This is a genomic window from Cobetia sp. 5-11-6-3 (assembly GCF_013374055.1).
Lineage (GTDB): Bacteria > Pseudomonadota > Gammaproteobacteria > Pseudomonadales > Halomonadaceae > Cobetia > Cobetia marina.
On the sequence record NZ_BLWJ01000001.1, the window covers coordinates 600,055 to 622,629 of the forward strand.

The following is a 22,575-nucleotide window of genomic DNA, read 5'->3' on the forward strand; positions in this document are numbered from 1 at the left end:
AGTCGCCTGCTAGAGATCCAGCCCTGATTCCGGCAGGCGCTTGAGGTGCATGCGGCGCGCCAGGCGGATCAACGGCTTGAGCGTCAGCTGCAGCGAGCCGATCACGAACAGCCAGATCCCCAGCGTCATCCACTCATCCCAGAAGAAGCACACGCTGCCGATGGTGAACAACAGGCCCAGCACCAGCTCGTTGATGATGCTGGCCAGCTCGTAACGGCGGTGGATGACTAGCTCCTCGCGGCCGAGACGCAAGGTCAGGTCACTCGTGACTTCCTGCTCGCGAGGGGATTGCGACTCGGGGTGTGGCTGTCGACTCATCGAAGGCTCCTTGGGTAAAAGACTGGGTCATCTGTGAATATCTCGTGTCAGTGGGCACAAAGCACAAGGCCCCGACATCCAGGATGTCGGGGCCTTGTGCGTGGCCGTGTTGGCACAGCGAGCTCAGGGCTCATGATTCAGGGCTCAGGGCTCAGGGCTCAGAACAGACGATTCAGCCCGTTCATGGCAGCGACCCGATAGGCTTCCGCCATGGTCGGGTAGTTGAAGGTGGTGTTGACGAAGTACTTGAGCGTATTCGCCTCACCTTGCTGCTGCATGATGGCCTGGCCGATGTGCACGATCTCGGATGCCTGATCACCGAAGCAGTGGATGCCGAGGATTTCCAGCGTGTCGCGATGGAACAGGATCTTGAGCATGCCGACGGTGTCGCCGGTGATCTGGGCGCGTGCGGTGTCCTTGAAGAAGGCCTGCCCCACTTCGTAGGGAATGCGCGCTTCGGTCAGTTCGCTCTCGCCACGCCCCACCGAGCTGATCTCGGGGATGGTGTAGATGCCGGTCGGCACCTCATTGACGAACTTGAACTCCTCGCCCAGCAGATTGGCCGAGGCGAAGCGGCCCTGATCATAGGCAGCAGAGGCCAGGCTCGGCCAGCCGATGACATCGCCCACGGCATAGACGTGGTCCAGCTCGGTGCGGTACTGATCATCGACCGTCAGCTGACCACGACCATTGGCCTGCAGACCGATGTTCTCGAGGCCGAGGCTGTCGGTGTTGCCGGTGCGCCCATTGGCCCACAGGAAGGCGTCCGCACGCAGCTTCTTGCCGGACTTGAGGTGCACGACCACACCGGACTCATCGCCCTCGATGCGCTCGTATTCCTCATTGTGGCGCACCAGCACGCCGTTGTTGCGCAGGTGGTAGGACAGCGCGTCGGAAATCTCGTTGTCCAGGAATGACAACAGACGATCGCGGGTATCGATCAGGTCCACCTTGACGCCCAGCCCCGAGAAGATGGAAGCGTACTCGGACCCGATGACACCGGCACCGTAGATGATCAACGTGCGCGGCGTGTGCGACAGACCCAGGATGGTATCGGAGCAATAGATACGCGGGTGGCGGAAATTGACGTCTGCCGGGCGGTAGGGGCGCGACCCGGTGGCGATCACGACCTTCTCCGCGTGCAGCTCCTCGGTCCCTTCATGGGCATCACGCACCAGCACGGTGTGCTCGTCCTTGAAGCGCGCGGTACCGAAGAACACGTCGATGCGATTGCGAGCATAGAAGCGCGTGCGCATCTCGACCTGCTGCTCGATGGTACGACGCGAACGTTCCAGCACCTTGGGGAAGGAGAACCAGCGCGGCTCACCGATGTCGCGGAACATGCGATTGGTGTTGAACTCGATGATCTGCTTGACCGCGTGACGCAGGGCCTTGGAGGGGATGGTGCCCTTGTGGGTGCAGTTGCCGCCCACGGAGGACTGGGCCTCGATCACGGCCACTCGCTTGCCATGCTTGGCCGCATTGACCGCCGCGCTCTCCCCTGCCGGACCGGTACCGATCACGACCACATCGTAGTTGTAGACTGCCATGAGACTCGCTTTGCTCCTTGGTTGTTCGTAGGCCGGCCCTGACACGCCACACTCTGCTCAGGGAGAGAATGGCATGCCAGGGCCGGCGGCTGGCCTTGCGGCCGGCGGGCTCTGAGTCATCAGAGCAGAAATCAGCGACGCGGGGCTTCGTAGGCCAGATCACTGGCCGGCTTGCCGCCGCTCTCGGCCATCAGACGCTGGCGCTCCTGCTCCTTCTCGCACTCGTCATCCTTGCCGCCACAGATATCACAGCCATCCTTGAGCCCGAGGTTGTTGAGGCCGCCGCAGGAGCCGGCGATCGGCTTGCGCCCCATCAACACCCCGACAGCCATCGCGCCGATCAACAGCAGCATGGCGGCGAACACCAGTAACCAGATAGTCATGTCATTTCTCCCGGGGCATGGCCCCATGTTGGCCCACTGTGACCGACCCGACTCGACCGCCACATCGGTACCCGCCCTGACGGGAGGGTGCCGATGCATCGTGAGTGGCAGGCCCGGTCAGGGGCGTGTCACGACAGGTGGCAGCGGATCACGTCCTCCCCGTCTGCCTGACGGCAGACAGGCTCAGACGCTGGATTCCCCTGCGGGCTTCGTGTCGCCTGTCGCCGGCGCGTCCTTCAGATAGGGCGCGAATGCCGGACTCCAGGACTGCTTGAAGCCATCATCCGTTTTGACAATGAAATAGGCAGCAATGTTCTCGCGTCTTGCGATGGCCATTGCCTTCTCGGCGCCAAGCACGTTGAGTGCCGTGGCCCAGGCGTCCGCACTCGCACAATCTGGCGTGATGACCGTCACCGATGCCAGGGAGTGCTGAATGGGACGACCGGTACGCGGATCGATCGTGTGTGAGTAACGTACGCCGTCCTGCTCGAAATAGTTGCGGTAGTCACCGGAAGTTGCCACGGCAGCATTGCCGGGGTCGATGATCCGCTGCACGGAACGCTCGAAGGACTTCGGCGCTTCGATGGCGATACGCCACGGCTTGTGGCCGGGCTTCTCACCCTTGACGCGGATCTCGCCACCGACCTCGACCAGATAGTTCTCGATGCCATTGGCCTCGAGCACATCGGCGACTCGATCCACCCCATAGCCCTTGGCGATCCCCGACAGGTCGGCATACACCGGCTTGCGCTTGATCACCGTATTGCCATCGAGCTCCAGCGCCAGATGATCGACCTTCTCGAGCGCCTGCGCGATCTGTGCATCACTCGGTGCCTTGTCGAGACGCTCATCCGGGCCAAAGCCCCACAGATTGACGGCCGGGCCGACGGTGATGTCAAAGGCACCCTCGGAGCGCCTGCCGATATCCTGCGATTCGGCCAGCACCTGCGCCAGGCCATCCGACAGCGTGATCGGCGTATCCAGCGGTGCCTGATTGAGCTTCGAGAGCTCCGAGGTGTCCTTGTAGGTCGACATCTGCCAGTCGACCTTGTCCAGCGCCTCGACGCTCGCCTGCTTGAGTGACGCCACCTCATCGACATCCAGATCCCCTGCCACCGTGACATGGAATCCGGTGCCGAAGATGGGACCGGCAAAGCGATGCAACTCAGGGTTGCTGGAATTTTCACAGCCTGCAACCAGCAGGGCCAGCCCCATGAGGGCCGGCCCTGCCAGTCGTCTTGCGACGCGTGACATCATCGATCAACCACCGAAGTCATCGAGCAGGATGTTCTCCGGCTCCACACCCATGTCGGTCAGCATCTTGACGACGGCGGCGTTCATCATGGGCGGCCCGCACATGTAGTACTCGCAGTCCTCAGGGGCCGGGTGGTCCTTGAGGTAGTTTTCGTACAGGACGTTGTGGATGAAGCCCGTCGGGCCTTCCCAGTTGTCCTCAGGCTGCGGATCAGACAGCGCCAGGTGCCACTCGAAGTTTTCGTTCTCTTCGGCCAGCTGGTCGTATTCCTCGTTGTAGAACGACTCGCGCATGGAGCGCGCACCGTACCAGAACGACATCTTGCGCTTGGAATTCAGACGCTTGAGCTGATCGAAGATATGGCTGCGCATCGGCGCCATGCCGGCACCGCCACCGATGAAGACCATCTCGGCGTCGGTATCCTTGGCGAAGAACTCACCGAACGGCCCCATCACGGTCACCTTGTCACCCGGCTTCAGCGAGAAGACGTAGGTGGACATCAGCCCCGGCGGATGCTGGGAATTCGGCGGCGGAGTGGCGATACGGATGTTGAACTTCAGGATGCCGTACTCTTCCGGATAGTTCGCCATGGAGTAGGCGCGGATGACCGGCTCTTCGTTCTTGTGCTGAACGTTGAACAGACCGAACTTCTCCCAGTCACCACGATACTCTTCTTCGATGTCGAAGTCGGAGAACTTGATGTCGTAGGCCGGCGCTTCCAGCTGCACGTAACCGCCGGCGCGGAAGTTGACTTCCTCGCCTTCCGGCAGCTGCAGGTTCAGCTCCTTGATGAAGGTCGCGACGTTCGGGTTGGCGGTCACGGTGGTTTCCCACTTCTTCACACCGAAGATCTCTTCCGGCACTTCGATCTTCATGTCCTGCTTGACCGGGACCTGGCATGACAGGCGCCAGCCTTCCTTCTTCTCACCCATGGTGAAGTGGGATTCCTCGGTGGGCAGGATGGAGCCGCCGCCCTCCTCGATCCGACACTTGCACTGGGCACAGGAACCACCGCCACCACAGGCGGAGGACAGGAAGATGCCATTGGCCGCCAGGGTCTGCAGCAGCTTGCCGCCGGCCTGGGTGGTCAGGGTGTTGGCGGGGTCGCCATTGATCTCGATCTGGACGTCACCGCTCGAGACCAGCTTGCTGCGTGCCGCGAGAATCACGAGCACCAGGCCGATCACGACCACGGTGAACATGACGACGCCGAGCACGATGATGGAGGTATCTACCATTTCGATTTCCTTATGCTCGGTTGCGTTACAGCTGGACGCCGGAGAAGGACATGAAGCCCAGCGACATCAGGCCAACGGTAATGAAGGTAATGCCGAGACCCTGCAGGCCAGCCGGCACGTCAGAGTACTTGAGCTTCTCGCGGATACCGGCCAGTGCGGCGATCGCCAGTGCCCAGCCGAAGCCGGCACCCACGCCATAGATCACGGACTCGCCGAAGCTGTAGTCACGCTGCACCATGAACAGGGCCGCACCGAGAATCGCGCAGTTGACCGTGATCAGCGGCAGGAACACGCCCAGCGCGTTGTAGAGCGCCGGCACGAACTTGTCGAGGAACATCTCGAGGATCTGGACGATCGCCGCGATGACGCCGATGTAGGACAGGTAACCCAGGAAGGACAGGTCGATGCTTTCCGCACCTTCCAGACCGGTCCAGGTCAGCGCGCCTTCACGCAGCAGATAGTTCAGGATCAGGTTGTTGACCGGGACGGTCACCGCCAGCACGACGATGACGGCCACGCCCAGACCGATCGCGGACTGGATCTTCTTGGACACCGCCAGGAAGGTGCACATGCCCAGGAAGAAGGCCAGCGCCATGTTCTCGACGAACACGGCCTTGATGAACAGGCTCAGGTAGTGTTCGAACATGTTACACGGCCTCCTTGATCTTGGTGTTGGCGGTAATCTTGTACTCCGCCTTCTCGACCTGCTCCGGATAGACGCTGCGCAGCACCCAGATGAACAGACCGATGACGAAGAACGCGGACGGCGGCAGCAGCATCAGACCATTCGGGATGTACCAGCCACCGTCATTGACGGTCTGCAGGATGGTCACGCCGAACAGGGAGCCGGAACCGAACAGCTCACGCACGAAGCCGACCACCAGCAGGATCACGGTGTAGCCGAGACCGTTGCCGATACCGTCGATGAAGCTCATCGCCGGGCCATTCTGCATGGCGTAGGCTTCCGCGCGGCCCATCACGATGCAGTTGGTGATGATCAGACCGACGAAGACCGACAGCTGCTTGGAGGTCTCGAAGGCGAAGGCCTTGAGCGACTGATCGACCACGATGACCAGCGAGGCGATGATCGTCATCTGCACGATGATGCGGATGGACGACGGGATGTGATTGCGGATCAACGAGATGAACAGACTGGAGAACGCCGTCACCAGTGACACCGCGATCCCCATGATCAGGGCGGTGTTCATCGAGTTGGTCACCGCCAGCGCGGAGCAGATACCGAGGATCTGCAGCGCGATGGGGTTGTTCTTGAAGATCGGCGTCGTCAGGACACCTTTAGGAGTTTCGGCTGCCATCATTACGCTCCTTTGACGTCGCGGAACTGGGTCAGGTACTTGGCGAAGCCATTCTCACCCATCCAGAACTGCAGCAGGTTGGTCACGCCGTTGCTGGTGAGGGTAGCACCTGACAGGGCATCAACCTGGTACTTGGCATCCGGAGATGACGGATTGACACCGCCCTTCTTCAGGTGCACTTCCGGGTCCATGCTGTCTTCGGGATAGATCTTCTTGCCATCCCACTGGGCCTTCCACTTCGGGTTGTCGACTTCGCCGCCCAGCCCCGGAGTTTCCCCCTGCTGATAGAAGGACAGACCCACCACGGTGTTGCCGTCACCCTTGAGTGCCAGGTAGCCGTACATCATCGACCACAGGCCGTTGCCACGCACCGGGACGATGATCTCGTCCGGCTGCTCGACATCACCGACCAGATAGACCACCGAGTACTGCTCACGACGCTTGATGCCCGGCAGATCCTCGTCACCGGACAGGGTACGTGAGGTGGCCGGGTCCTTGGACATCTTGGCCTGGTCGTACTTTTCCGGATCGATGTCGTCGACGTACTCACCGCTGTTCAGGTCGACGACCTTGGCGGTGACCTTGTCACGGAACTGCTGGCCGACATCCTCGCCCGGCTGCAGCAGCTCGGCGACCGCGAGGATGTTGCTCTTGCGGTCCAGCTCGGCATTGGTCATCTGCATCGGACGCAGCACGACCGCTGCGGTGGATACCACCACCGAGCAGACGATGCACAGCCCGAGCGCGACGCCGAGGGTCTTCTTGATGGAATTGTTGCTGGCCATGTCAGGCGGTCTCCTCGTTCGCGATGCCGGCAGCCTCGCGCTTGACGCGGCGCTTGATGTTGGCCTGCACGACGAAGTGGTCGATCAGCGGGGCGAACAGGTTGGCGAACAGGATCGCCAGCATGATGCCCTCCGGGAAGGCCGGGTTGGCGACACGGATCAACACGGTCATCACGCCGATCAGTGCACCGAAGATCAGCTTGCCCTTGTCGGTCATGGAAGCCGAGACCGGATCGGTGGCCATGAAGACCATGCCGAAGGCGAAGCCGCCGATGACCAGATGCCAGTACCACGGCATCGCGAACATGGCATTGGTGTCACTGCCGATGGCGTTGAACAGCGCCGAGGTCGCGACCATGCCCAGCAACACACCCAGCATGATTCGCCAGGAGGCGATGCGCGTCCACAGCAGTACCGCCGCGCCGAGGAAGATGGCCAGCGTCGATACCTCACCCAACGAGCCCGGAATGAAGCCCAGGAAGGCATCGGTCCAGCTCATCTGCTGCATCAGGGCGCTCATGCCGTCCTGTGCCGCGGTGGACAGTGCGGTCGCACCGGTATAGCCGTCAGCCGGCACCCACACCGCGTCACCGGAAATGCTGGCCGGATAGGCGAAGTACAGGAAGGCACGACCGGACAGCGCCGGGTTGAGGAAGTTCTTGCCGGTACCGCCGAAGACTTCCTTGCCGATCACCACACCGAAGGTGATGCCGAGCGCGACCTGCCACAGCGGGATGGTGGCCGGCAGCGTCAGCGCGAACAGCACGGAGGTGACGAAGAAGCCTTCGTTGACCTCGTGACCGCGACGCATCGCGAACAGCACTTCCCAGAAGCCGCCGACCGCGAAGGTCACCAGATAGATGGGCAGGAAGTAGGTGGCCCCCAGGATGAAGTTGGCCCACACGCTGCCCGCATCATGGCTGCCCGCCAGCATCATGACGATGGCTTCACGCCAGCCGCCCAATGCACTGTAACCGCCAGCGATGGCCTCGTTGGCCTGCAGACCGGCGTTGTACATGCCGAAGAACATGGCCGGGAAGGTACACATCCAGACCGTGATCATGATGCGCTTCAGGTCGATACCATCACGCACGTGCGCGGTGGTACGCGTGACACTCGCCGGCGCATAGAAAATCGTGTCCACGGCTTCGTAGAGCGCGTAGAACTTCTCGTACTTGCCACCCTTGTGGAAGTGCGGCTCCAGGTTATCCAGAGTCTGTCGAATACCCATCATCAGACCTCTTTCTCGATCGTGGTGAGGTTGTCACGCAGGATGGGACCGTACTCGTACTTGCCCGGGCACACATAGGTGCACAGTGCGAGGTCCTCTTCATCAAGCTCCAGGCAGCCAAGCTGCATGCCGGTCTCGATATCACCCACGATCAGCGAGCGCAGCAGCTGCGTCGGCAGAATGTCCAGCGGCATGACCTTCTCGTACGCCCCCACCGGCACCATGGCACGCTCAGAGCCATTGGTGGAGGTGTTGGGACGATAGTCACGCAGACCGGTCAGCTTCGACAGGTAGATACCCAGCACCGAGTGACGATTGGCACCGGTGGACAGCCAGCCCATGAAGGCACGCTTGTTGCCTTCTTCCAGCAGACTCACCTGAGTGTGATAGCGGCTGACGAAACGCAGCGCCCCTTCACAGGTCAGACCGGAGAACACGGAACCGGAGATCACACGGGTATCTTCCGGCTGCTCGACTTCCCCCTTGAGCAGTTCTTCAGTGCTCGCGCCCAGACGGGTACGCAGCAGGCGGGGCTTGGTCGCACGCGGGCCACCGACGGCGATGACACGCGTAGTGTCCAGACGCCCTTCCGCCAGCAGGGTACCGATGGCGACGACATCCTGATAACCGACATGCCAGACATGACGTTTCAGGCTGACCGGTGCGAGATGATGGATGTGCGTACCCGGCAGACCTGCCGGGTGCGGGCCCTTGAAGGACTCGCTGACCACGCCGGCCACATCGCCGCCCGGGATATCCGCGCCCGGTGCCTGGCACAGGAACACCTTGCCTTCGGTCAGACGCGTCAATGCGACGAGACCCTGACGGAACGCAACTTCCTGCCCCTTGAGCACCACGGCCGGATCTGCGGCCAGCGGGTGGGTATCGATGGCGGTGACGAAGATGGCTGCCGGGGTGGCATCCAGTGCCGGCACACGCGAGAACGGGCGGGTACGGAATGCCGTCCACAGACCGGAGTCGACCAGCTGGTCGACCACGACCTGACGCTCGAGACCGGCCAGCGCCGCCTCGCCATGCGCGGTGAATTCCACCGCTTCGCCCTGCGCATCGGTCTCGATGACCACGGACAGAAGCTTGCGCTTCTCGCCACGGTTGATCTCGACCACGGTCCCGGCAGCAGGCGCGGTGTAACGGACGCCAGGGGTCTTCTTGTCGGTGAACAGGAGTTGCCCCAGTTTCACCTTGTCCCCTTCACGGACTTCCATCGTCGGCTTCATGCCGACGTAGTCAACACCCAGGATCGCTACGCGACGAACGGGCTGCGCATCCTCGATACGCTGCTCCGGCGCCCCGGCGATGGGGAGATCCAGGCCACGTTTGACTTCGATCATAGACTCGCCCAATTGTCGGATCTGATGTTGTTCAGGAAAGATCACGCATCAATGACACGCCTCGAGGCCGACATACGGCCAGGCAACCTCGCGAGATTCGCGTTTCAGTTGATGTGAATGCTTTTCTTATCAGACGGTTGGAGGTGTAGCCCAGAGATTGGACCGGCCCAAAAAAATCCGCCTCATTATAAAGATGCGAGCCCCGAAAGACCATACGACACTAAAGTGGTGAGGGCATTCAACACGCCAACGCCCCTGCCATCGAGGATGGCAGGGGCGTTGTATTGACAGGCATTTTTTCCTGACCGTGCGTGAATCACGCCATGGCGCGACCCATTGCCTCAGCGAGTGGGGAAATAGCTGAAACGCACGTTGGACATGTGCTGCAGGATACGCACGACCTGGCAGCTGTAACCGAACTCGTTGTCATACCACACATACACGACGGCCTGCTTGTCGGTGACGATGGTCGCCTGCCCATCGACGATGCCGGAATGACGGTTGCCGACGAAGTCGGAAGAGACCACCTCACAGGAATCGACGTAGTCGATCTGCTTCTGCAGTGAAGAGTGCAGAGAGGCCGTGCGCAGGAAGTCATTCATGCGCTCGGCGTCGCTTGCGGTGTCCAGCGTCAGATTGAGAATCGCCATCGAGACGTTGGGTGTCGGCACGCGGATCGCGTTGCCGGTCAGCTTGCCGGAAAGCTCCGGCAGCGCCTTGGCGACGGCCTTGGCGGCACCGGTCTCGGTCAGCACCATGTTGAGTGCCGCCGCGCGACCGCGACGGTCCCCGCTGTGGAAGTTGTCGATCAGGTTCTGGTCGTTGGTATAGGAGTGGACCGTCTCCACATGCCCCTGACTGACGCCGTATTCGTCGTGCAGCACCTTCAGTACCGGCACGATGGCGTTGGTGGTGCAGGACGCCGCGGAGATGATGCGATCATCGTCACGGATGTCGGTGTGGTTGACGCCATAGACGATATTCTTCAGATCGCCCTTGCCCGGAGCGGTGAGCAGCACCTTGGCCACGCCCTTGCACTCGAGGTGCTGCCCCAGGCCGGCCTCGTCGCGCCACTTGCCGGTATTGTCGACCACGATGGCATTGTCGATGCCGTGCGCGGTGTAATCGATCTCGGACGGCGAGTTCGCGTAGATGATCTTGATGTAGTTGCCATTGACGATCAGCGCCGAATTCTCCTGATCGACCGTGATGCTGCCCTCGAAGGGACCATGCACGGAATCACGACGCAGGAGGCTGGCCCGCTTTTCCAGATCCTCCTTACTGCCACGCACCACGATGGCGCGCAGACGCAGCAGATTACCGCCACCGGCCTTCTCGATCATGATGCGCGCCAGCAGGCGGCCGATACGCCCGAAGCCATACAGGACGACATCCTTCGGGTCGCCGCCCATGCCGCCTTCGACGTAGCCACCGACGATCTCGGCAAGCTCGCGTTTTAGGAAGGCAGTGATGTCCGTCTCGTCGGAGCGCTTGAAGGCCACCGCCAGCTTGCCGATATCGACATGGGCCGGCCCGAGATTCAGCTCGATCATGGCACGCACCAGCGGGAAGGTGTCCTCGACGGACAGCTCCACCCCTTCCGCCTTGCGCACCCAACGGTGGTTCTTGAGGATACGCACCATGGAGCGGTTGATCAGCGAACGCCCATAGATGGAGGGCACGACATTGAAGCGACGATAGAGGTCACCCAGCAGCGGGATCATCTGTTCGGCGAGGGCTTCATTGTCTTGCCACTGCTTGAAACAGGCTTCGAGATTCTCTTTGCTCACGGAGGAATTCCTCTGACTGGCGAACGATAGGCGAACGCGGCAAGCGAGCTTGCAGCGTCGGACAAGGCCAGCTGAGTATGCGTAACGGGGGGCGGGGTCACAATGAAAGGATGGTCGCACGGAGGGTAGTAGTGCTACAGAATCAACGATTTGACTACAAGAGCCCTTCCTGAAGCACCGTCCGCATCCCGTGGAGGATCGCCGGACAAGCTCTTGCGAGATTCCGGGCCTCGCCACCGATGAAAAGGCCACGCCTCGCCCCCATGACAGGGAATGACTTGCTATCATCAGGCGCAGGGCATTGACGACACCGCCTCGGCAGCCCCGTCACGGCAAGGGGTTGGATCTGCGACCATCAGAGCGGGCCGTCAGAACGCCCCCTCCATGCTGGCTGCCACGAGGAGCGCCCTGCGCCGACCATTGCGCCTTCATCACCATCGCTCGCGCCGCCGCGGGCTTTCACCGTTTGGCGTGACTGGCGAGGAGCACCCCTCCCGCCGGTGAATCTTCCCGTGCGCCCAAGCCCAGGACACAAGACACCAGAGCCCATGTTCGAGACTCCGCTGACGCCCCCGTTGCCACGCTCTCCCCGTGAGACCACCTACTGGACGCTGCAGGATGGCAGCGCTGCCGCCCTGGCGCTGGCGCGCCTGGCGGACGCCGATGAAGCGCCACTGATGGTGATCACGCCGGACACCGCCAGCGCCCAGCGTCTGGAGGCGGACCTGCACTTCTATACCCGCCACCCGGAGCGCCTGCTGCCATTCCCTGACTGGGAGACACTGCCCTACGACAGTTTCTCGCCCCACCAGGACATCGTCTCGGAGCGCCTGCGCACGCTGCGCACCCTGCAGGCCAGCCGCCGCGCCATCGTGCCGGTGCCGGTCAACACCCTGATGCAGCGCCTGGCGCCGGCGGATTACATCGCCGGCCAGGTCTTCAGTCTCGCCAGGGGAGACACTCTCGACCGCGAGAATTTCCGCTCACGCCTCTCACGTGCCGGATACCGTGCGGTGGAGACCGTCTACGAGCCCGGAGAGTATGCGTTGCGCGGCGCGCTGATCGACCTGTTCCCGATGGGCAGTGAGCAACCGCTGCGAATCGATCTGTTCGATGACGAGATCGACACCCTGCGCGCCTTCGACCCCGACACCCAGCGCAGCGGCGACAAGGTCGAGGCGATCGAGATCCTGCCCGCCCACGAATATCCTCTGACGCGCAGCGCCATCGCCTGTTTCCGCGAGGGCTTCGAGACACTGTTCGATGTCGACCCCCGCCAGTGCATCCTCTACAACGATGCCATCAAGGGCATTCCCTCACCGGGGCTCGAGCAGTATCTGCCGCTGTTCTTCGAGGAGACCGCGACGCTGTTCGATCACATGGGCGACAACCTGCGGATCGCCATGCTGCCGGGAGCTCGCGAAGCGGCCGAACATCATTGGGACGCCATCACCACGCGCTACGCCAATCTCGGCGTGGACCCCACGCGCCCGCTGCTGCCGCCGCATCGCGCCTTCGTGCCGGTCAACGAACTGTTCGCGTTGATCAAGCAGCACGAGCGCATCGAACTGCTGCGCGAGCCCAATGCGCACACCATCGAATTCGGCCAGCAGGCGCTGCCCAGCCTCGCCATCGATGCACGCAGCGCCGACCCCACCCAGGCGCTGGCGAGCTTCCTCAAGCAGCGACTCAACGGCCAGAGCGCACAGCGCATCCTGTTCGTCGCCGAGACCCAGGGTCGCCGGGAAGTCGTCGAGGAGCAGCTCGCTCCGCTGCTGCGCAGCTTCGGGCTACGCAGCCTGGAGGACTTCGCGAGCTTCCAGCACTTCGTCGACAGTCCCGCCGCGGTCGGCCTGACCGTCGGCGGCCTGACGCGTGGTGCCTGGGTAGCGGGTGAGCAGGCCTCCCAGGCGCCCTCCCCCGAGCGCGCAGACGCCGCCAAGGGGCTGGTCATCGTCACCGAGACCGAGCTCTATGGCGAGGTAGTCCGCCAGAGCCGTCGTCAGGCGCGTGCCACCGATGACAACGAACTGGCCGTGCGTCATCTCTCGGAGCTGCGCGAAGGCGCACCGGTGGTACACCACACCCACGGGGTCGGTCGCTACCTGGGACTCGAGACCATCGACGCCGGCGGTCAGGAAGCCGAGTTCCTCGCCCTTGAATACGCCGACGGCGCCAAGCTCTATGTGCCGGTGGACAGCCTGCATCTGATCTCACGCTATTCCGGCGCCAGCGATGAACTGGCACCGCTGCACAAGCTGGGGTCCGAGCAGTGGGAGAAGGCCAAGCGCAAGGCGGCCGAGAAGATTCGCGACACCGCCGCCGAGCTGCTGGATGTCTATGCACGGCGCGAAGCGCGTGTCGGCCATGCCTGCGACTTCCCCGCCGAGGACTACGCCCGTTTCGCGGCCAGCTTCCCCTTCGAGGAGACACCGGACCAGGCGCAGACCATCGGCGCGGTGATCCAGGACATGTGCTCTCCTCAGCCGATGGATCGCGTAGTGTGCGGCGATGTCGGCTTCGGCAAGACCGAGGTCGCGATGCGCGCCGCCTTCCTGGCCGTCAACTCCGGACGCCAGGTGGTGGTGCTGGTGCCCACCACCCTGCTGGCCCAGCAGCATTATGACAACTTCCGCGATCGCTTCGCCGACACCGCGGTGGAGATCGCCCTGCTGTCGCGCTTCACCAGCGGCAAGGGCCAGGAAGCGTCACTGGAGCGCATCCGCAAGGGGCAGGCGGATATCGTGATCGGCACCCACAAGCTGCTCTCCAAGTCGCTGGAATTGCCCAACATGGGACTGCTGGTCATCGATGAGGAGCACCGCTTCGGGGTCTCCCAGAAGGAGCGACTCAAGAGCCTGCGTGCCGAAGTGGACATCCTGACCCTGACTGCCACGCCGATTCCGCGCACGCTCAACATGGCGATGAGCGGCATTCGCGACCTGTCCATCATCGCCACGCCACCGGCGCGCCGCCTGTCGGTGAAGACCTTCGTCCAGCAGCGCAACGACGGCGTGATCAAGGAAGCCATCCTGCGTGAGCTGCTGCGCGGCGGACAGGTCTACGTGCTTCACAATGAGGTCAAGACCATCGAGGAAAGCGCGGCACGCATCGCGGAACTGGTGCCGGAGGCCATCGTCGGTGTCGCCCACGGGCAGCTGCCGGAGCGTAGCCTGGAGCGGCGCATGTCGGACTTCTACCACAAGCGCTTCAACGTGCTGGTCTGCTCGACCATCATCGAGACCGGCATCGACGTCCCGAGCGCCAACACCATCATCATCGAACGCGCCGACAAGTTCGGCCTCGCGCAGCTGCACCAGCTGCGTGGGCGCGTCGGGCGCTCGCATCACCAGGCCTATGCCTACCTGCTGACCCCGCACCCCAAGACCATGACCCGCGATGCGGTCAAGCGTCTGGAGGCAATCAGCGAATCGCATGACCTGGGGGCCGGCTTCACCCTGGCCTCCCATGACATGGAGATCCGTGGCGCGGGCGAGCTGTTGGGTGATGAGCAGTCCGGCCAGATGGAAACCATCGGCTACTCGCTGTACATGGAGATGCTGGATCGCGCCGTGAAGGCCATCAAGGCCGGCAAGACGCCCAACATCGAATCGCCGCTGGATGAGGGCGTGGAAGTCGGACTCAATCTGCCGGCGCTGATTCCGGGTGACTACCTCCACGATGTCCAGCAGCGCCTGATGATGTACAAGCGCATCAGCAACGCCGAGAACGCCAGCGATCTCCGGGAATTGCAGGTCGAGATGATCGACCGCTTCGGCCTGTTGCCGGAGCCGGTCAAGACGCTGTTCCGCCAGACCCGGCTGCGCCAGCGCGCCCAGGCACTGGGCATCGTCAAGCTGGAAGCCGGTGCCGCACGCGGCCGCATCATCTTCGGCGCCCAGACGCCTGTCGATCCCTTGACGCTGGTGACACTCATCCAGCGCCAGCCCGATGTCTACAGGCTGGAAGGTGCCGACACGCTGCGCTTCACCACCGAGATGGAAGACGCCGAGGCGCGCTTCAGCTTCTGCGAATCCTTGCTCGAGCTGCTCAACGCCAAGACCCAGGCGGCCTGACGCCCCCACTCACCTCTGTGCACGTGAAAATGCGCGGAACATGAAAACGGCCTGCATCGCTGATGCAGGCCGTTTTTCTGGCAGTCAGACCGCCTCACCTCCCAGGGACAAGCGCCTCACGCATGGCGTGCCAGCAGCGCCGCCAGCAAGCGCTGCACCTGCGGCATGCCTGCCTCGATCACCGACTCCGTTCCGGCCCTCGTCGGCTCCTCCTCCCCGACCCCGGCCGCGTGACTGATCACCAGGCACAGGCTGGCGTACTCCATCTCGAGTTCACGGGCCAGCACGGCCTCGGGCATCCCCGTCATGCCCACCAACGTATTGCCATCGCGCGCCATCAGACGAATCTCGGCCGCGGTTTCCAGTCTCGGCCCCTGCACCACGCCCAGCACTCCGCCTGCCTGGATCGCCAGTCCCGCGTCAGAGGCCGCCGAATGCAGCTCCTCGCGCCAGACACGGTGATACGGCCAGGCGAATGCCACATGCTGGAACGGCTTGAAACGGCCATCGAAGAACGAGCCCTCGCGCCCCGTCGTGTAATCGATCAACTGATCCGGGACCACCAGCGTGCCCGGCGCCAGCGTCGGGTCGATACCTGACACGCAGTTGACGCCAACGACGTGAGTCGCCCCGGCCTGCTTGAGCGCCCACAGGTTGGCGCGATAATTGATTCGGTGCGGCGGCATCTTGTGGGGTTGACCGTGCCGCGCCAGAAACAGGATCGACCTGCCGCCGAGCCGCCCCTGCACCACCCCGCAGGACGCCGCCCCCAAGGGAGTTTCCTGACCACCCCGCTTGAGCACCTCCAGCCCCGGCCAATGGCCGAACCCGGTCCCCCCGATGACTGCCAGCATCCCCTGTCTCCTCGCCACCCATGTGCAGGAATCTCTCAAGGGCCGAACGCTTCGCCCCTGAGCGAACGCTACTCCGAGCCAACCGACAACGACAAGCACAATCGTCACGCTCTGCACCAAGAGACGAGAAAAGGCCCCGAAACGACACCACCCGCCGCGGTGGCCCGGGCGGGTGGTGATCACATGCAGGCGTGGCTGCGATGGTGAGACAGGACGGCAGCGCGACGAAACCGCCTCGTCTTCAGGAACGTTACAGCCCCTTGGGCGCGTAGATGCCCGGCGCGTTGCGCCAGTAGCCCTTGTAATCCATGCCGAAACCGAACAGGAAGCGGTCCTCGACATCCAGACCACAGAAGTCGGCCTTGAAACCCGGATAGGCCTTGCGATCGTGCTTCTTGTCCACCAGCACACAGCTGGACACGCTGCGCGCACCCGCTTCACGGCAGTACTCGATGATGGCCGCCAGGGTGCCACCCTCATCGAGGATGTCATCGACGATGACCACGTCACGACCGGCCATCGGCAGTTCCGGATTGACGCGCCAGAACAGCTCGCCACCGCGCATGGCACCGCGGTAACGCGTCGCGTGCAGATAATCGACTTCCAGCGGGAACTTGAGTCGGGTCAACAGCTGACCTGCGGTAATCAGGCCGCCATTCATCACGCAGTAGAAGATCGGCATGCGATCACCAAGGCTGCGGGTCAACTCCCCGGCCATGCGATCAAGTGCGACCTCCAGCTCTGCCTGGGGAATCAGGCAGTCGGCGTTGTCCATCACGTCTCGCATTTCGGCATGCAGGGCGCTCAGGGAGTCAGGCGTCGGAGTCAGCATCGGGAGTTTCCTGGGTATCACTGGCCTCATCTCCACGTCGGGCGGACGTGGCAGAGGATGTAGCAGCGGAGGATGAAGCAGAACGGCGGGACCCGCTCTGCGCAGCGTGTGACGGCGAGGCTTCAGCGGCCTTGCCGTCCTGTTCGTCTTGCGGTCGGCGCGAGGACGACTCGCGATCAGCATTCGTGTCGCCTTGAGGAGCAGCGCCCTCGAGGGACAGCACGTCAGCGAAGTGCAGGCGCTGCCCCGGCAGGGCCACGCGTGCATCGTGCTCACGGATGATGTCATGGATGCGCAGCAGCACATCCTGCTTGATGGCGTGATACTTCACCCAGTCGGTGGTGCGCGTGAAGACGTACACGAAGAAGTCCAGCGAGTGTTCACCGTAGCTGTTGAAGTTCACGATCTGGGTCCGCGTCTGGTCGATCTCGTCATGCCCTTCCACCATCTCGCGGACCGCGGTGATGATGTCACCGACCCGGGTGGCATCTTCGTAACGCAAGCCGATGGTCTCGAAGATGCGCCGGTTGTACATCCGTGACGGATTCTCCACCGCGATGCTGGTGAAGATGGCGTTGGGGATGTAGAGCGGACGCATGTCGAAGGTGCGGATGCGCGTCAGCCGCCAGCCGATGTCCTCGACGGTGCCCTCGATCTCGCGGTCCGGCGAGCGAATCCAGTCACCGACCTTGAATGGGCGGTCGAGATGGATCATCAGGGCACCGAAGAAGTTGGCCAGCAGATCACGCGCGGCGAAGCCCACCGCGATACCGCCGACCCCACCGAAGGCCATCACGCCGGACAGTGACACACCGAGATTCTGCAGGATGGCCAGACCCACCAGCACGATCACGACGGCACGCAGCAACTTGCTGATCGCCGAGGCCGTGGTGGCATCCATCGCGTTGACGTTGGTGCCGGGCGGTGGCGTGGTACGCAGCGACTCGAAGCGCTTGATCATGCGAATCAACGCCCAGGCCAGCGCCAGCAGGGTGATGATCTGGCGCACCGTGCCCAGATAGGCCTCCAGGCTGCCGGGCGCGAACTGATGGGCAAGAATGTCCAGCGCGACCAGCGACCCCATGCTGTAGAGCCACAGAGACAGCGGATGGCGCAGCCCGTGCAGCAGCGCGTCATCCCACAGGTTGCGACTCTTCTCGGCATGCACGGCCAGGCGACTGAGCAGAATGCGCTCGCTCAGATGCAGCACGATCACGGCCACCAGCACCAGGGCGAGGTTGATCCCCCAGAGTGGCAGACCGAAGGTCTGCTCCACCCAGTTGCGCAGCGGCTCGACCCAGTGATTGATCATCTCTTCGGCAGGCGCCGCCAGCTTGTCGGCAGCCGCCTCGGTGGCGGATTTCTCAGCCATGTGGAGTCCTTGGGTGACGTCTGGAGGAAAAGCCCCTCAAGGCTGGCTCATTCAGCCAAGCCCGATGGCATGGCCACCTGCTCGAGCGGCTGACTGGCCGCCAGCGCCTCGAGACGTGCATGGGTACGCCGCCAGCGAGACAGCCCCGCAAGGCCCTCGAGCGTGGGGCGGGCGCGCCCGTAGCGCAGACGCGCCTGACGCTTGCCGGCATTGCGCTGCTCATCCCCATCAAGGCTGTCGAGCACGGCACGTGCGGCGGCGGGATCATTGCACACCAGCGCCATGTCGCAGCCGGCATCCAGTGCCAGACGAGCGCGCACTTCCGGCTCGCCCTCGGCCACGGCAGCCGCCATGCCCAGGTCATCGGAGAAGATGGCGCCCTTGAAACCGAACTCCTCACGCAGCAGCCCCAGCCAGCTTGGCGAGAAGCCGGCGGGGCGCGCATCGAAGTCGGGATAGATGACATGAGCCGGCATCACGCCACCCAGGCGATCCGCCAGCGCCGCGAAGGGCTTGAGATCATGCTCGCGCAGCTCGCGGAAGGGGCGGGGGTCGATCACGCGCTCGCGGTGGGTATCCGCCGCGATGCCACCATGACCGGGATAATGCTTGCCGACCGCTGCCATGCCAGCTTCGCGCAGGCCCTCGATGAAGGCGGTACTGACGGCAATCACGTCCTCGGGAGTCGTCCCGAAACTGCGGTCGCCGATGATGGTGGAACCCGCGACATCGATATCCAATACCGGCGCGAAGGTGATGTCGCAGCCAATGGCGGCCATCTCCATGCCCAGCAACCAGCCGGCGTCACGGGCAAACCCGAGCCCTGACGACTGGGCATCATCACCGCAGCCGTCACAGTCACGTCCCAGGCAGCAATGTGCCAGGGCGCGCATCGGCGGCAGGCGGGTCACGCCTTCGCGCAGCCGTTGCACCCGTCCGCCTTCCTGATCGATGGCGATCAACAGATGTGGATTGACGCGGCGGATCTCACCGCACAGCGCCAGCACCTGCTCGGGAGAAGCACAGTTGCGCGCAAACAGGATGACGCCGCCGACGGCGGGGCGTGCCAGTAGTTCACGTTCGTCAGACGTGAGGGTATGCCCCTCGACGTCGAGCATTACGGAGCCCAATGGCTGTGTCATGACATCCTTCCTGTCCATGGCCTGCTGGCCGTGTCATGCGCTGCAAGGCATGGCACGCACGGCAGGGTTTCATGTCGTTACGGGGCTCGGCAGCCTGGAAGACAAGCCTCAGGACAGGCGGCCGGCGCGAGGAAAGGCGCAATTCTAGCCGACTGAGCGCGACTCGAACAGTCGCGAGAACCAGCCGCCAGGCAACGCAGCGTCAGGCATGCAACAACACTGGCGTTCCGGCGGGCGCATGCCGGTAAAGGCACAGCAGATCCTCATCGCGCAGACGAATGCACCCATGGGAGGCCGGGGTGCCCATCGGCTCGCTGGTCGGCGTGCCATGGAAGTAGATGTAGCGCCGCAGGCTGTCGACGCGCTGTCCCGCCGCGTTGCGGCCACGGTTGATGCCGGGCTCACGACCGCTGAGCCACAGGATACGCGTCAGGATCCAGTCGCGTTCGGGGTGCTCGGCGGCCAGTCGAGGCGTGAACACCTCTCCCGTGAAGCGCCGCCCACGATAGACGGCACCACGCGGATTGCCCTCCCCGATCGCGGCGCGAACCACATGCCAGCCGGTCGGCGTGCAACCGCTGCCATCGAGCTCGCCGATACCGTTGAGGCCGCTGGAGATCGCACAGGCATGCACCAGCGTGTCAGGGTCAGCCGCGGGGGGCGGCGCATCACGACTGCCACTGGGCGCGTCATTGCGTATCTCAAGACGCTGGCGGGTGAGATCCACCGCCACCCAGCAAGCCATCAGCTGGCCGCCTGGGTGACCGCTTCACCATCTCCGAGCGAGGCCGGCAGCGGAGCCGCCATCGCCGCGACCACCACCGGACGCATGTGCTGGATCAGCTCGCGCACACTGGTGTGATGGCCGTATTCGGCCTCTTCGATATCGCGCAGTGCGTCCAGTCCCGAGAAGGTGAAGATCACGCTGCCGAGCATGAAGTGCAGACGCCAGAAGCGCTCGTTGTCTGGCAGGTCCGGCGTCGCAAGCTTCAGGAGCTCGGCGAAGCGGCTGAAGACCGTGCCGTAATGCTCGCGGATGTAGCGACGCATGTGGCCCTGCCCCTGGGTATAGGCAAGCCCGAGCAGGCGCATGAAGGTACGCAGGCTGTTGCGCTCGGCCGGCACCTCCAGCACCGTGCGCGCCATCACTTCCAGCAGCGTTTCCAGCGGCACCTGACGACCGGCATGCTGCTGCTCGACACTGTCGAGTGCCGCATGGAAACGCTCGCTGAAGGGGTCGAGATAGCGGGCGAACACTGCCTGGATCAATGACTTCTTTGAGCCGAAGTGATAATTGACCGCCGCCAGGTTGACCTTGGCCTTGCTGGTGATATTGCGCAGCGAGGTTTCGGCGAAGCCTCGCTCGGCAAACAGGACCTCGGCGGTATCGAGGATACGGGTAACGGTATCGGTCTGGGCCATGGGCGGATGCCTTGTCAGGTGATCAGTCACGAGGGGGCACGGGAGTCCTTGTCCCCCCGGACAACGGCAAGGCCGTGGCCCGGGGGGCGACTCTTCTCACGCAGGTCAATCAAACGACATGTCGGTCTTCACGCACCGCGTGTCAGGCAGCGACTCCGAGGCGGAGGCTGCCACGAGCCGTGTCCCGAGCACAGGACAGAAGCACAGGACACACAGGGCCTGTGTACCGGTAGCCGGATGCGCCCGACGAACATTCGTTTGAAACAAGATAATTCTAGCTGTCCATGCCATGACTGGCAATTGCTGGTTGTTTCAAACACTCGACAGCCAAGACCGGCAGGACGCGCATTCACACGGGACATTCAGGGACGGGATGGTCATGGGGCGTCCCGGACACCCGCTGTCTCGCGTCAGCATGTCGATGTCGACGAAGATGCCGGCAACGTTGCTGCCAAAGCACCCACGATGCCTTGCATGACCGCCATGACTGGATACAATGACAGTTGTATGGATGCACACCCCGTGCCGTCAGCTCAGATGCCGCCCAGGCCAAAGGCAATGCCCATGACTCAGCCGCTTACTCCGCGCCAGCAGGATGTCTTCGACTTCATCATCAAGACCATCAAGTCCTCAGGCTATCCGCCAACGCGTGCCGAAATCGCCCAGGCACTGGGCTTTCGCTCACCGAATGCCGCGGAAGAGCATCTGCGTGCCCTGAAGCGCAAGGGAGCCATCGAGATGGTGCCGGGCACCTCGCGGGGCATCCGCGTGCCGTCTCTGGCCGAGGCGGAAGAGGATAGCGAGCAGGGCCTGCCGGTCATCGGGGAAGTGGCCGCTGGCAGCCCTATCCTGGCCAGCCAGCATATCGATCGCCATTGCCCGCTGCCCAGTGACTACTTCTCGCCTGCCGCCGACTATCTGCTGCGCGTGCGCGGGGTCTCGATGAAGGATGTCGGCATTCTGGAAGGTGACCTGCTGGCCGTGCACCGCACGAGCAGCGTGCGTGACGGACAGATCGTGGTGGCGCGTCTGGGGGATGAAGTGACGGTGAAGCGCTTCCGTCGCGATGGCCATTACGTATGGCTGGAAGCCGAGAACGAGGACTTCGCGCCCATCAAGGTGGATCTGCGCACGGACAGCCTGGAAATCGAGGGCCTCGGCGTGGGCGTGATCCGCGATGGCGGCCTGCACTGATCTCAAGGCTCGCAGGCAGTCTGTCCTCACAGCGCTGACGCGCAGATGACGATTGTCGTCATCTGGGCATCCACGAAAAAACCCGCCGATTGGCGGGTTTTTTCGTGGCTGGCAGACATGCGGGAAGTGCTCAGTGCACCATGCCTTCCGACTGCTCGTCTTCATCATCCTCGCCATCCCACAGGCGGGTGCGGGTGATGGCGTGGTCGATCATCTCACGCGCGACCTCGAAGCGATTGTCACGCAGCAGATCGGCAGCTTCATCGGAGATGCGGATACTGAGAAGTGGCTCACCTTCACTCTCGGCGGCACGCAGGATCACTTCCCCATCTTCCATTTGCACGATTTCAAGTACGGCGGGATCGGACACGTCATTCCTCCTGCACGGCATCCTGAGGATACCGGCGTCGTTGTGATCGTCAGCTTGACGGCGGGCAGGCCCTGCGACTTGCAGTCACTGGCGAC

At 63.1% G+C, this 22,575-nt stretch carries 20 protein-coding genes; 2 read left to right on the forward strand and 18 right to left on the reverse strand.

All coding sequences use genetic code 11. The features are described from left to right. Positions 1 to 9: 9 nt before the first annotated feature. The 11 genes from HXS66_RS02455 to HXS66_RS02505 form a co-directional block, all read right to left on the reverse strand. The gene (locus HXS66_RS02455) at positions 10 to 318 is read right to left on the reverse strand and encodes a YrhK family protein (RefSeq protein ID WP_136938275.1); all 309 of its coding nucleotides are present in this window, start codon (positions 316 to 318) and stop codon (positions 10 to 12) included. A 158-nt stretch (positions 319 to 476) separates the two neighbouring features. Then, positions 477 to 1,868, reverse strand: a complete 1,392-nt coding sequence (gene sthA / locus HXS66_RS02460) for a Si-specific NAD(P)(+) transhydrogenase (RefSeq protein WP_077372019.1) — start codon at positions 1,866 to 1,868, stop codon at positions 477 to 479. Between the two features lie 131 nt (positions 1,869 to 1,999). Continuing rightward, positions 2,000 to 2,251: a (Na+)-NQR maturation NqrM gene (gene nqrM / locus HXS66_RS02465; RefSeq protein ID WP_077372016.1), complete on the reverse strand. Its 252-nt coding sequence runs from the start codon at positions 2,249 to 2,251 to the stop codon at positions 2,000 to 2,002. A gap of 183 nt (positions 2,252 to 2,434) precedes the next feature. After that, positions 2,435 to 3,508, reverse strand: a complete 1,074-nt coding sequence (locus tag HXS66_RS02470; protein ID WP_240499576.1) for an FAD:protein FMN transferase — start codon at positions 3,506 to 3,508, stop codon at positions 2,435 to 2,437. Between the two features lie 3 nt (positions 3,509 to 3,511). Further along, positions 3,512 to 4,744, reverse strand: a complete 1,233-nt coding sequence (gene nqrF, locus HXS66_RS02475; protein ID WP_077372013.1) for an NADH:ubiquinone reductase (Na(+)-transporting) subunit F — start codon at positions 4,742 to 4,744, stop codon at positions 3,512 to 3,514. Positions 4,745 to 4,769: 25 nt separating this feature from the next. Then, a complete protein-coding gene (nqrE, locus tag HXS66_RS02480) occupies positions 4,770 to 5,390 on the reverse strand; it encodes an NADH:ubiquinone reductase (Na(+)-transporting) subunit E (RefSeq protein WP_077372011.1) in 621 nt (206 codons plus the stop codon). A 1-nt stretch (position 5,391) separates the two neighbouring features. Beyond that, positions 5,392 to 6,060 carry an NADH:ubiquinone reductase (Na(+)-transporting) subunit D gene (locus HXS66_RS02485; protein WP_077372008.1) on the reverse strand — a complete coding sequence of 223 codons (669 nt, stop codon included), beginning with the start codon at positions 6,058 to 6,060 and terminating at the stop codon, positions 5,392 to 5,394. Positions 6,061 to 6,062: 2 nt separating this feature from the next. Further along, positions 6,063 to 6,845: a Na(+)-translocating NADH-quinone reductase subunit C gene (locus tag HXS66_RS02490; RefSeq protein ID WP_077372005.1), complete on the reverse strand. Its 783-nt coding sequence runs from the start codon at positions 6,843 to 6,845 to the stop codon at positions 6,063 to 6,065. Between the two features lies 1 nt (position 6,846). Next, positions 6,847 to 8,079 (reverse strand): NADH:ubiquinone reductase (Na(+)-transporting) subunit B, encoded by a 1,233-nt coding sequence (locus tag HXS66_RS02495; protein ID WP_077372002.1) that lies wholly within the window; start codon positions 8,077 to 8,079, stop codon positions 6,847 to 6,849. Then, positions 8,079 to 9,428, reverse strand: a complete 1,350-nt coding sequence (locus HXS66_RS02500; RefSeq protein WP_084209148.1) for a Na(+)-translocating NADH-quinone reductase subunit A — start codon at positions 9,426 to 9,428, stop codon at positions 8,079 to 8,081. The genes HXS66_RS02495 and HXS66_RS02500 overlap by 1 nt, the downstream gene beginning before the upstream one ends. Before the next feature lie 341 nt (positions 9,429 to 9,769). Next, the gene (locus HXS66_RS02505; protein WP_077371996.1) at positions 9,770 to 11,218 is read right to left on the reverse strand and encodes a glyceraldehyde-3-phosphate dehydrogenase; all 1,449 of its coding nucleotides are present in this window, start codon (positions 11,216 to 11,218) and stop codon (positions 9,770 to 9,772) included. Positions 11,219 to 11,766: 548 nt separating this feature from the next. On the opposite strand from HXS66_RS02505, the gene mfd reads away from it, so the two are divergent. Continuing rightward, positions 11,767 to 15,294 (forward strand): transcription-repair coupling factor, encoded by a 3,528-nt coding sequence (gene mfd, locus HXS66_RS02510; protein WP_176502783.1) that lies wholly within the window; start codon positions 11,767 to 11,769, stop codon positions 15,292 to 15,294. Between the two features lie 116 nt (positions 15,295 to 15,410). On the opposite strand, the gene HXS66_RS02515 is transcribed toward mfd, so the two are convergent. From HXS66_RS02515 to HXS66_RS02540, 6 genes are all read right to left on the reverse strand, one after another. Next, entirely contained in the window at positions 15,411 to 16,148 is a 738-nt protein-coding gene (locus tag HXS66_RS02515; RefSeq protein ID WP_176502784.1) for an S-methyl-5'-thioinosine phosphorylase, read from the reverse strand. A 250-nt stretch (positions 16,149 to 16,398) separates the two neighbouring features. Then, entirely contained in the window at positions 16,399 to 16,980 is a 582-nt protein-coding gene (locus tag HXS66_RS02520; protein ID WP_077371987.1) for a hypoxanthine-guanine phosphoribosyltransferase, read from the reverse strand. Continuing rightward, entirely contained in the window at positions 16,961 to 18,352 is a 1,392-nt protein-coding gene (locus HXS66_RS02525; RefSeq protein ID WP_255303065.1) for a mechanosensitive ion channel family protein, read from the reverse strand. The genes HXS66_RS02520 and HXS66_RS02525 overlap by 20 nt, the downstream gene beginning before the upstream one ends. A 47-nt stretch (positions 18,353 to 18,399) precedes the next feature. Next, complete coding sequence (gene nagZ / locus HXS66_RS02530) at positions 18,400 to 19,494, reverse strand: beta-N-acetylhexosaminidase (RefSeq protein WP_176502785.1); 1,095 nt, start codon at positions 19,492 to 19,494, stop codon at positions 18,400 to 18,402. Positions 19,495 to 19,696: 202 nt separating this feature from the next. After that, positions 19,697 to 20,239, reverse strand: coding sequence for a L,D-transpeptidase (locus tag HXS66_RS02535; protein WP_077371981.1), 543 nt, complete (start codon positions 20,237 to 20,239; stop codon positions 19,697 to 19,699). Then, on the reverse strand, positions 20,239 to 20,916 hold the full coding sequence (locus HXS66_RS02540; protein WP_077371978.1) for a TetR/AcrR family transcriptional regulator: 678 nt from the start codon (positions 20,914 to 20,916) through the stop codon (positions 20,239 to 20,241). The genes HXS66_RS02535 and HXS66_RS02540 overlap by 1 nt, the downstream gene beginning before the upstream one ends. 564 nt (positions 20,917 to 21,480) lie before the next feature. Between HXS66_RS02540 and lexA the strand changes: the two genes are divergently transcribed. Continuing rightward, positions 21,481 to 22,110 carry a transcriptional repressor LexA gene (gene lexA / locus HXS66_RS02545; RefSeq protein WP_077371975.1) on the forward strand — a complete coding sequence of 210 codons (630 nt, stop codon included), beginning with the start codon at positions 21,481 to 21,483 and terminating at the stop codon, positions 22,108 to 22,110. A 130-nt stretch (positions 22,111 to 22,240) separates the two neighbouring features. Here lexA and HXS66_RS02550 read toward each other — a convergent pair whose 3' ends face one another. Then, the gene (locus HXS66_RS02550; protein WP_103751365.1) at positions 22,241 to 22,480 is read right to left on the reverse strand and encodes a hypothetical protein; all 240 of its coding nucleotides are present in this window, start codon (positions 22,478 to 22,480) and stop codon (positions 22,241 to 22,243) included. Between the last annotated feature and the right edge of the window lie 95 nt (positions 22,481 to 22,575).

What these genes read in the sequence shown, in the direction of transcription:
- HXS66_RS02490 (WP_077372005.1), bottom strand. Translation starts at nt 6,845, where the DNA reads ATGGCCAGCAACAATTCCATCAAGAAGACCCTCGGCGTCGCGCTCGGG.
- HXS66_RS02500 (WP_084209148.1), bottom strand. Translation starts at nt 9,428, where the DNA reads ATGATCGAAGTCAAACGTGGCCTGGATCTCCCCATCGCCGGGGCGCCG.
- nqrM (WP_077372016.1), bottom strand. Translation starts at nt 2,251, where the DNA reads ATGACTATCTGGTTACTGGTGTTCGCCGCCATGCTGCTGTTGATCGGC.
- nqrF (WP_077372013.1), bottom strand. Translation starts at nt 4,744, where the DNA reads ATGGTAGATACCTCCATCATCGTGCTCGGCGTCGTCATGTTCACCGTG.
- HXS66_RS02525 (WP_255303065.1), bottom strand. Translation starts at nt 18,352, where the DNA reads ATGGCTGAGAAATCCGCCACCGAGGCGGCTGCCGACAAGCTGGCGGCG.
- HXS66_RS02515 (WP_176502784.1), bottom strand. Translation starts at nt 16,148, where the DNA reads ATGCTGGCAGTCATCGGGGGGACCGGGTTCGGCCATTGGCCGGGGCTG.
- mfd (WP_176502783.1), top strand. Translation starts at nt 11,767, where the DNA reads ATGTTCGAGACTCCGCTGACGCCCCCGTTGCCACGCTCTCCCCGTGAG.
- HXS66_RS02540 (WP_077371978.1), bottom strand. Translation starts at nt 20,916, where the DNA reads ATGGCCCAGACCGATACCGTTACCCGTATCCTCGATACCGCCGAGGTC.
- HXS66_RS02470 (WP_240499576.1), bottom strand. Translation starts at nt 3,508, where the DNA reads ATGATGTCACGCGTCGCAAGACGACTGGCAGGGCCGGCCCTCATGGGG.
- nqrE (WP_077372011.1), bottom strand. Translation starts at nt 5,390, where the DNA reads ATGTTCGAACACTACCTGAGCCTGTTCATCAAGGCCGTGTTCGTCGAG.
- HXS66_RS02485 (WP_077372008.1), bottom strand. Translation starts at nt 6,060, where the DNA reads ATGGCAGCCGAAACTCCTAAAGGTGTCCTGACGACGCCGATCTTCAAG.
- nagZ (WP_176502785.1), bottom strand. Translation starts at nt 19,494, where the DNA reads ATGACACAGCCATTGGGCTCCGTAATGCTCGACGTCGAGGGGCATACC.
- HXS66_RS02535 (WP_077371981.1), bottom strand. Translation starts at nt 20,239, where the DNA reads ATGGCTTGCTGGGTGGCGGTGGATCTCACCCGCCAGCGTCTTGAGATA.
- HXS66_RS02455 (WP_136938275.1), bottom strand. Translation starts at nt 318, where the DNA reads ATGAGTCGACAGCCACACCCCGAGTCGCAATCCCCTCGCGAGCAGGAA.
- HXS66_RS02495 (WP_077372002.1), bottom strand. Translation starts at nt 8,079, where the DNA reads ATGATGGGTATTCGACAGACTCTGGATAACCTGGAGCCGCACTTCCAC.
- HXS66_RS02520 (WP_077371987.1), bottom strand. Translation starts at nt 16,980, where the DNA reads ATGCTGACTCCGACGCCTGACTCCCTGAGCGCCCTGCATGCCGAAATG.
- lexA (WP_077371975.1), top strand. Translation starts at nt 21,481, where the DNA reads ATGACTCAGCCGCTTACTCCGCGCCAGCAGGATGTCTTCGACTTCATC.
- sthA (WP_077372019.1), bottom strand. Translation starts at nt 1,868, where the DNA reads ATGGCAGTCTACAACTACGATGTGGTCGTGATCGGTACCGGTCCGGCA.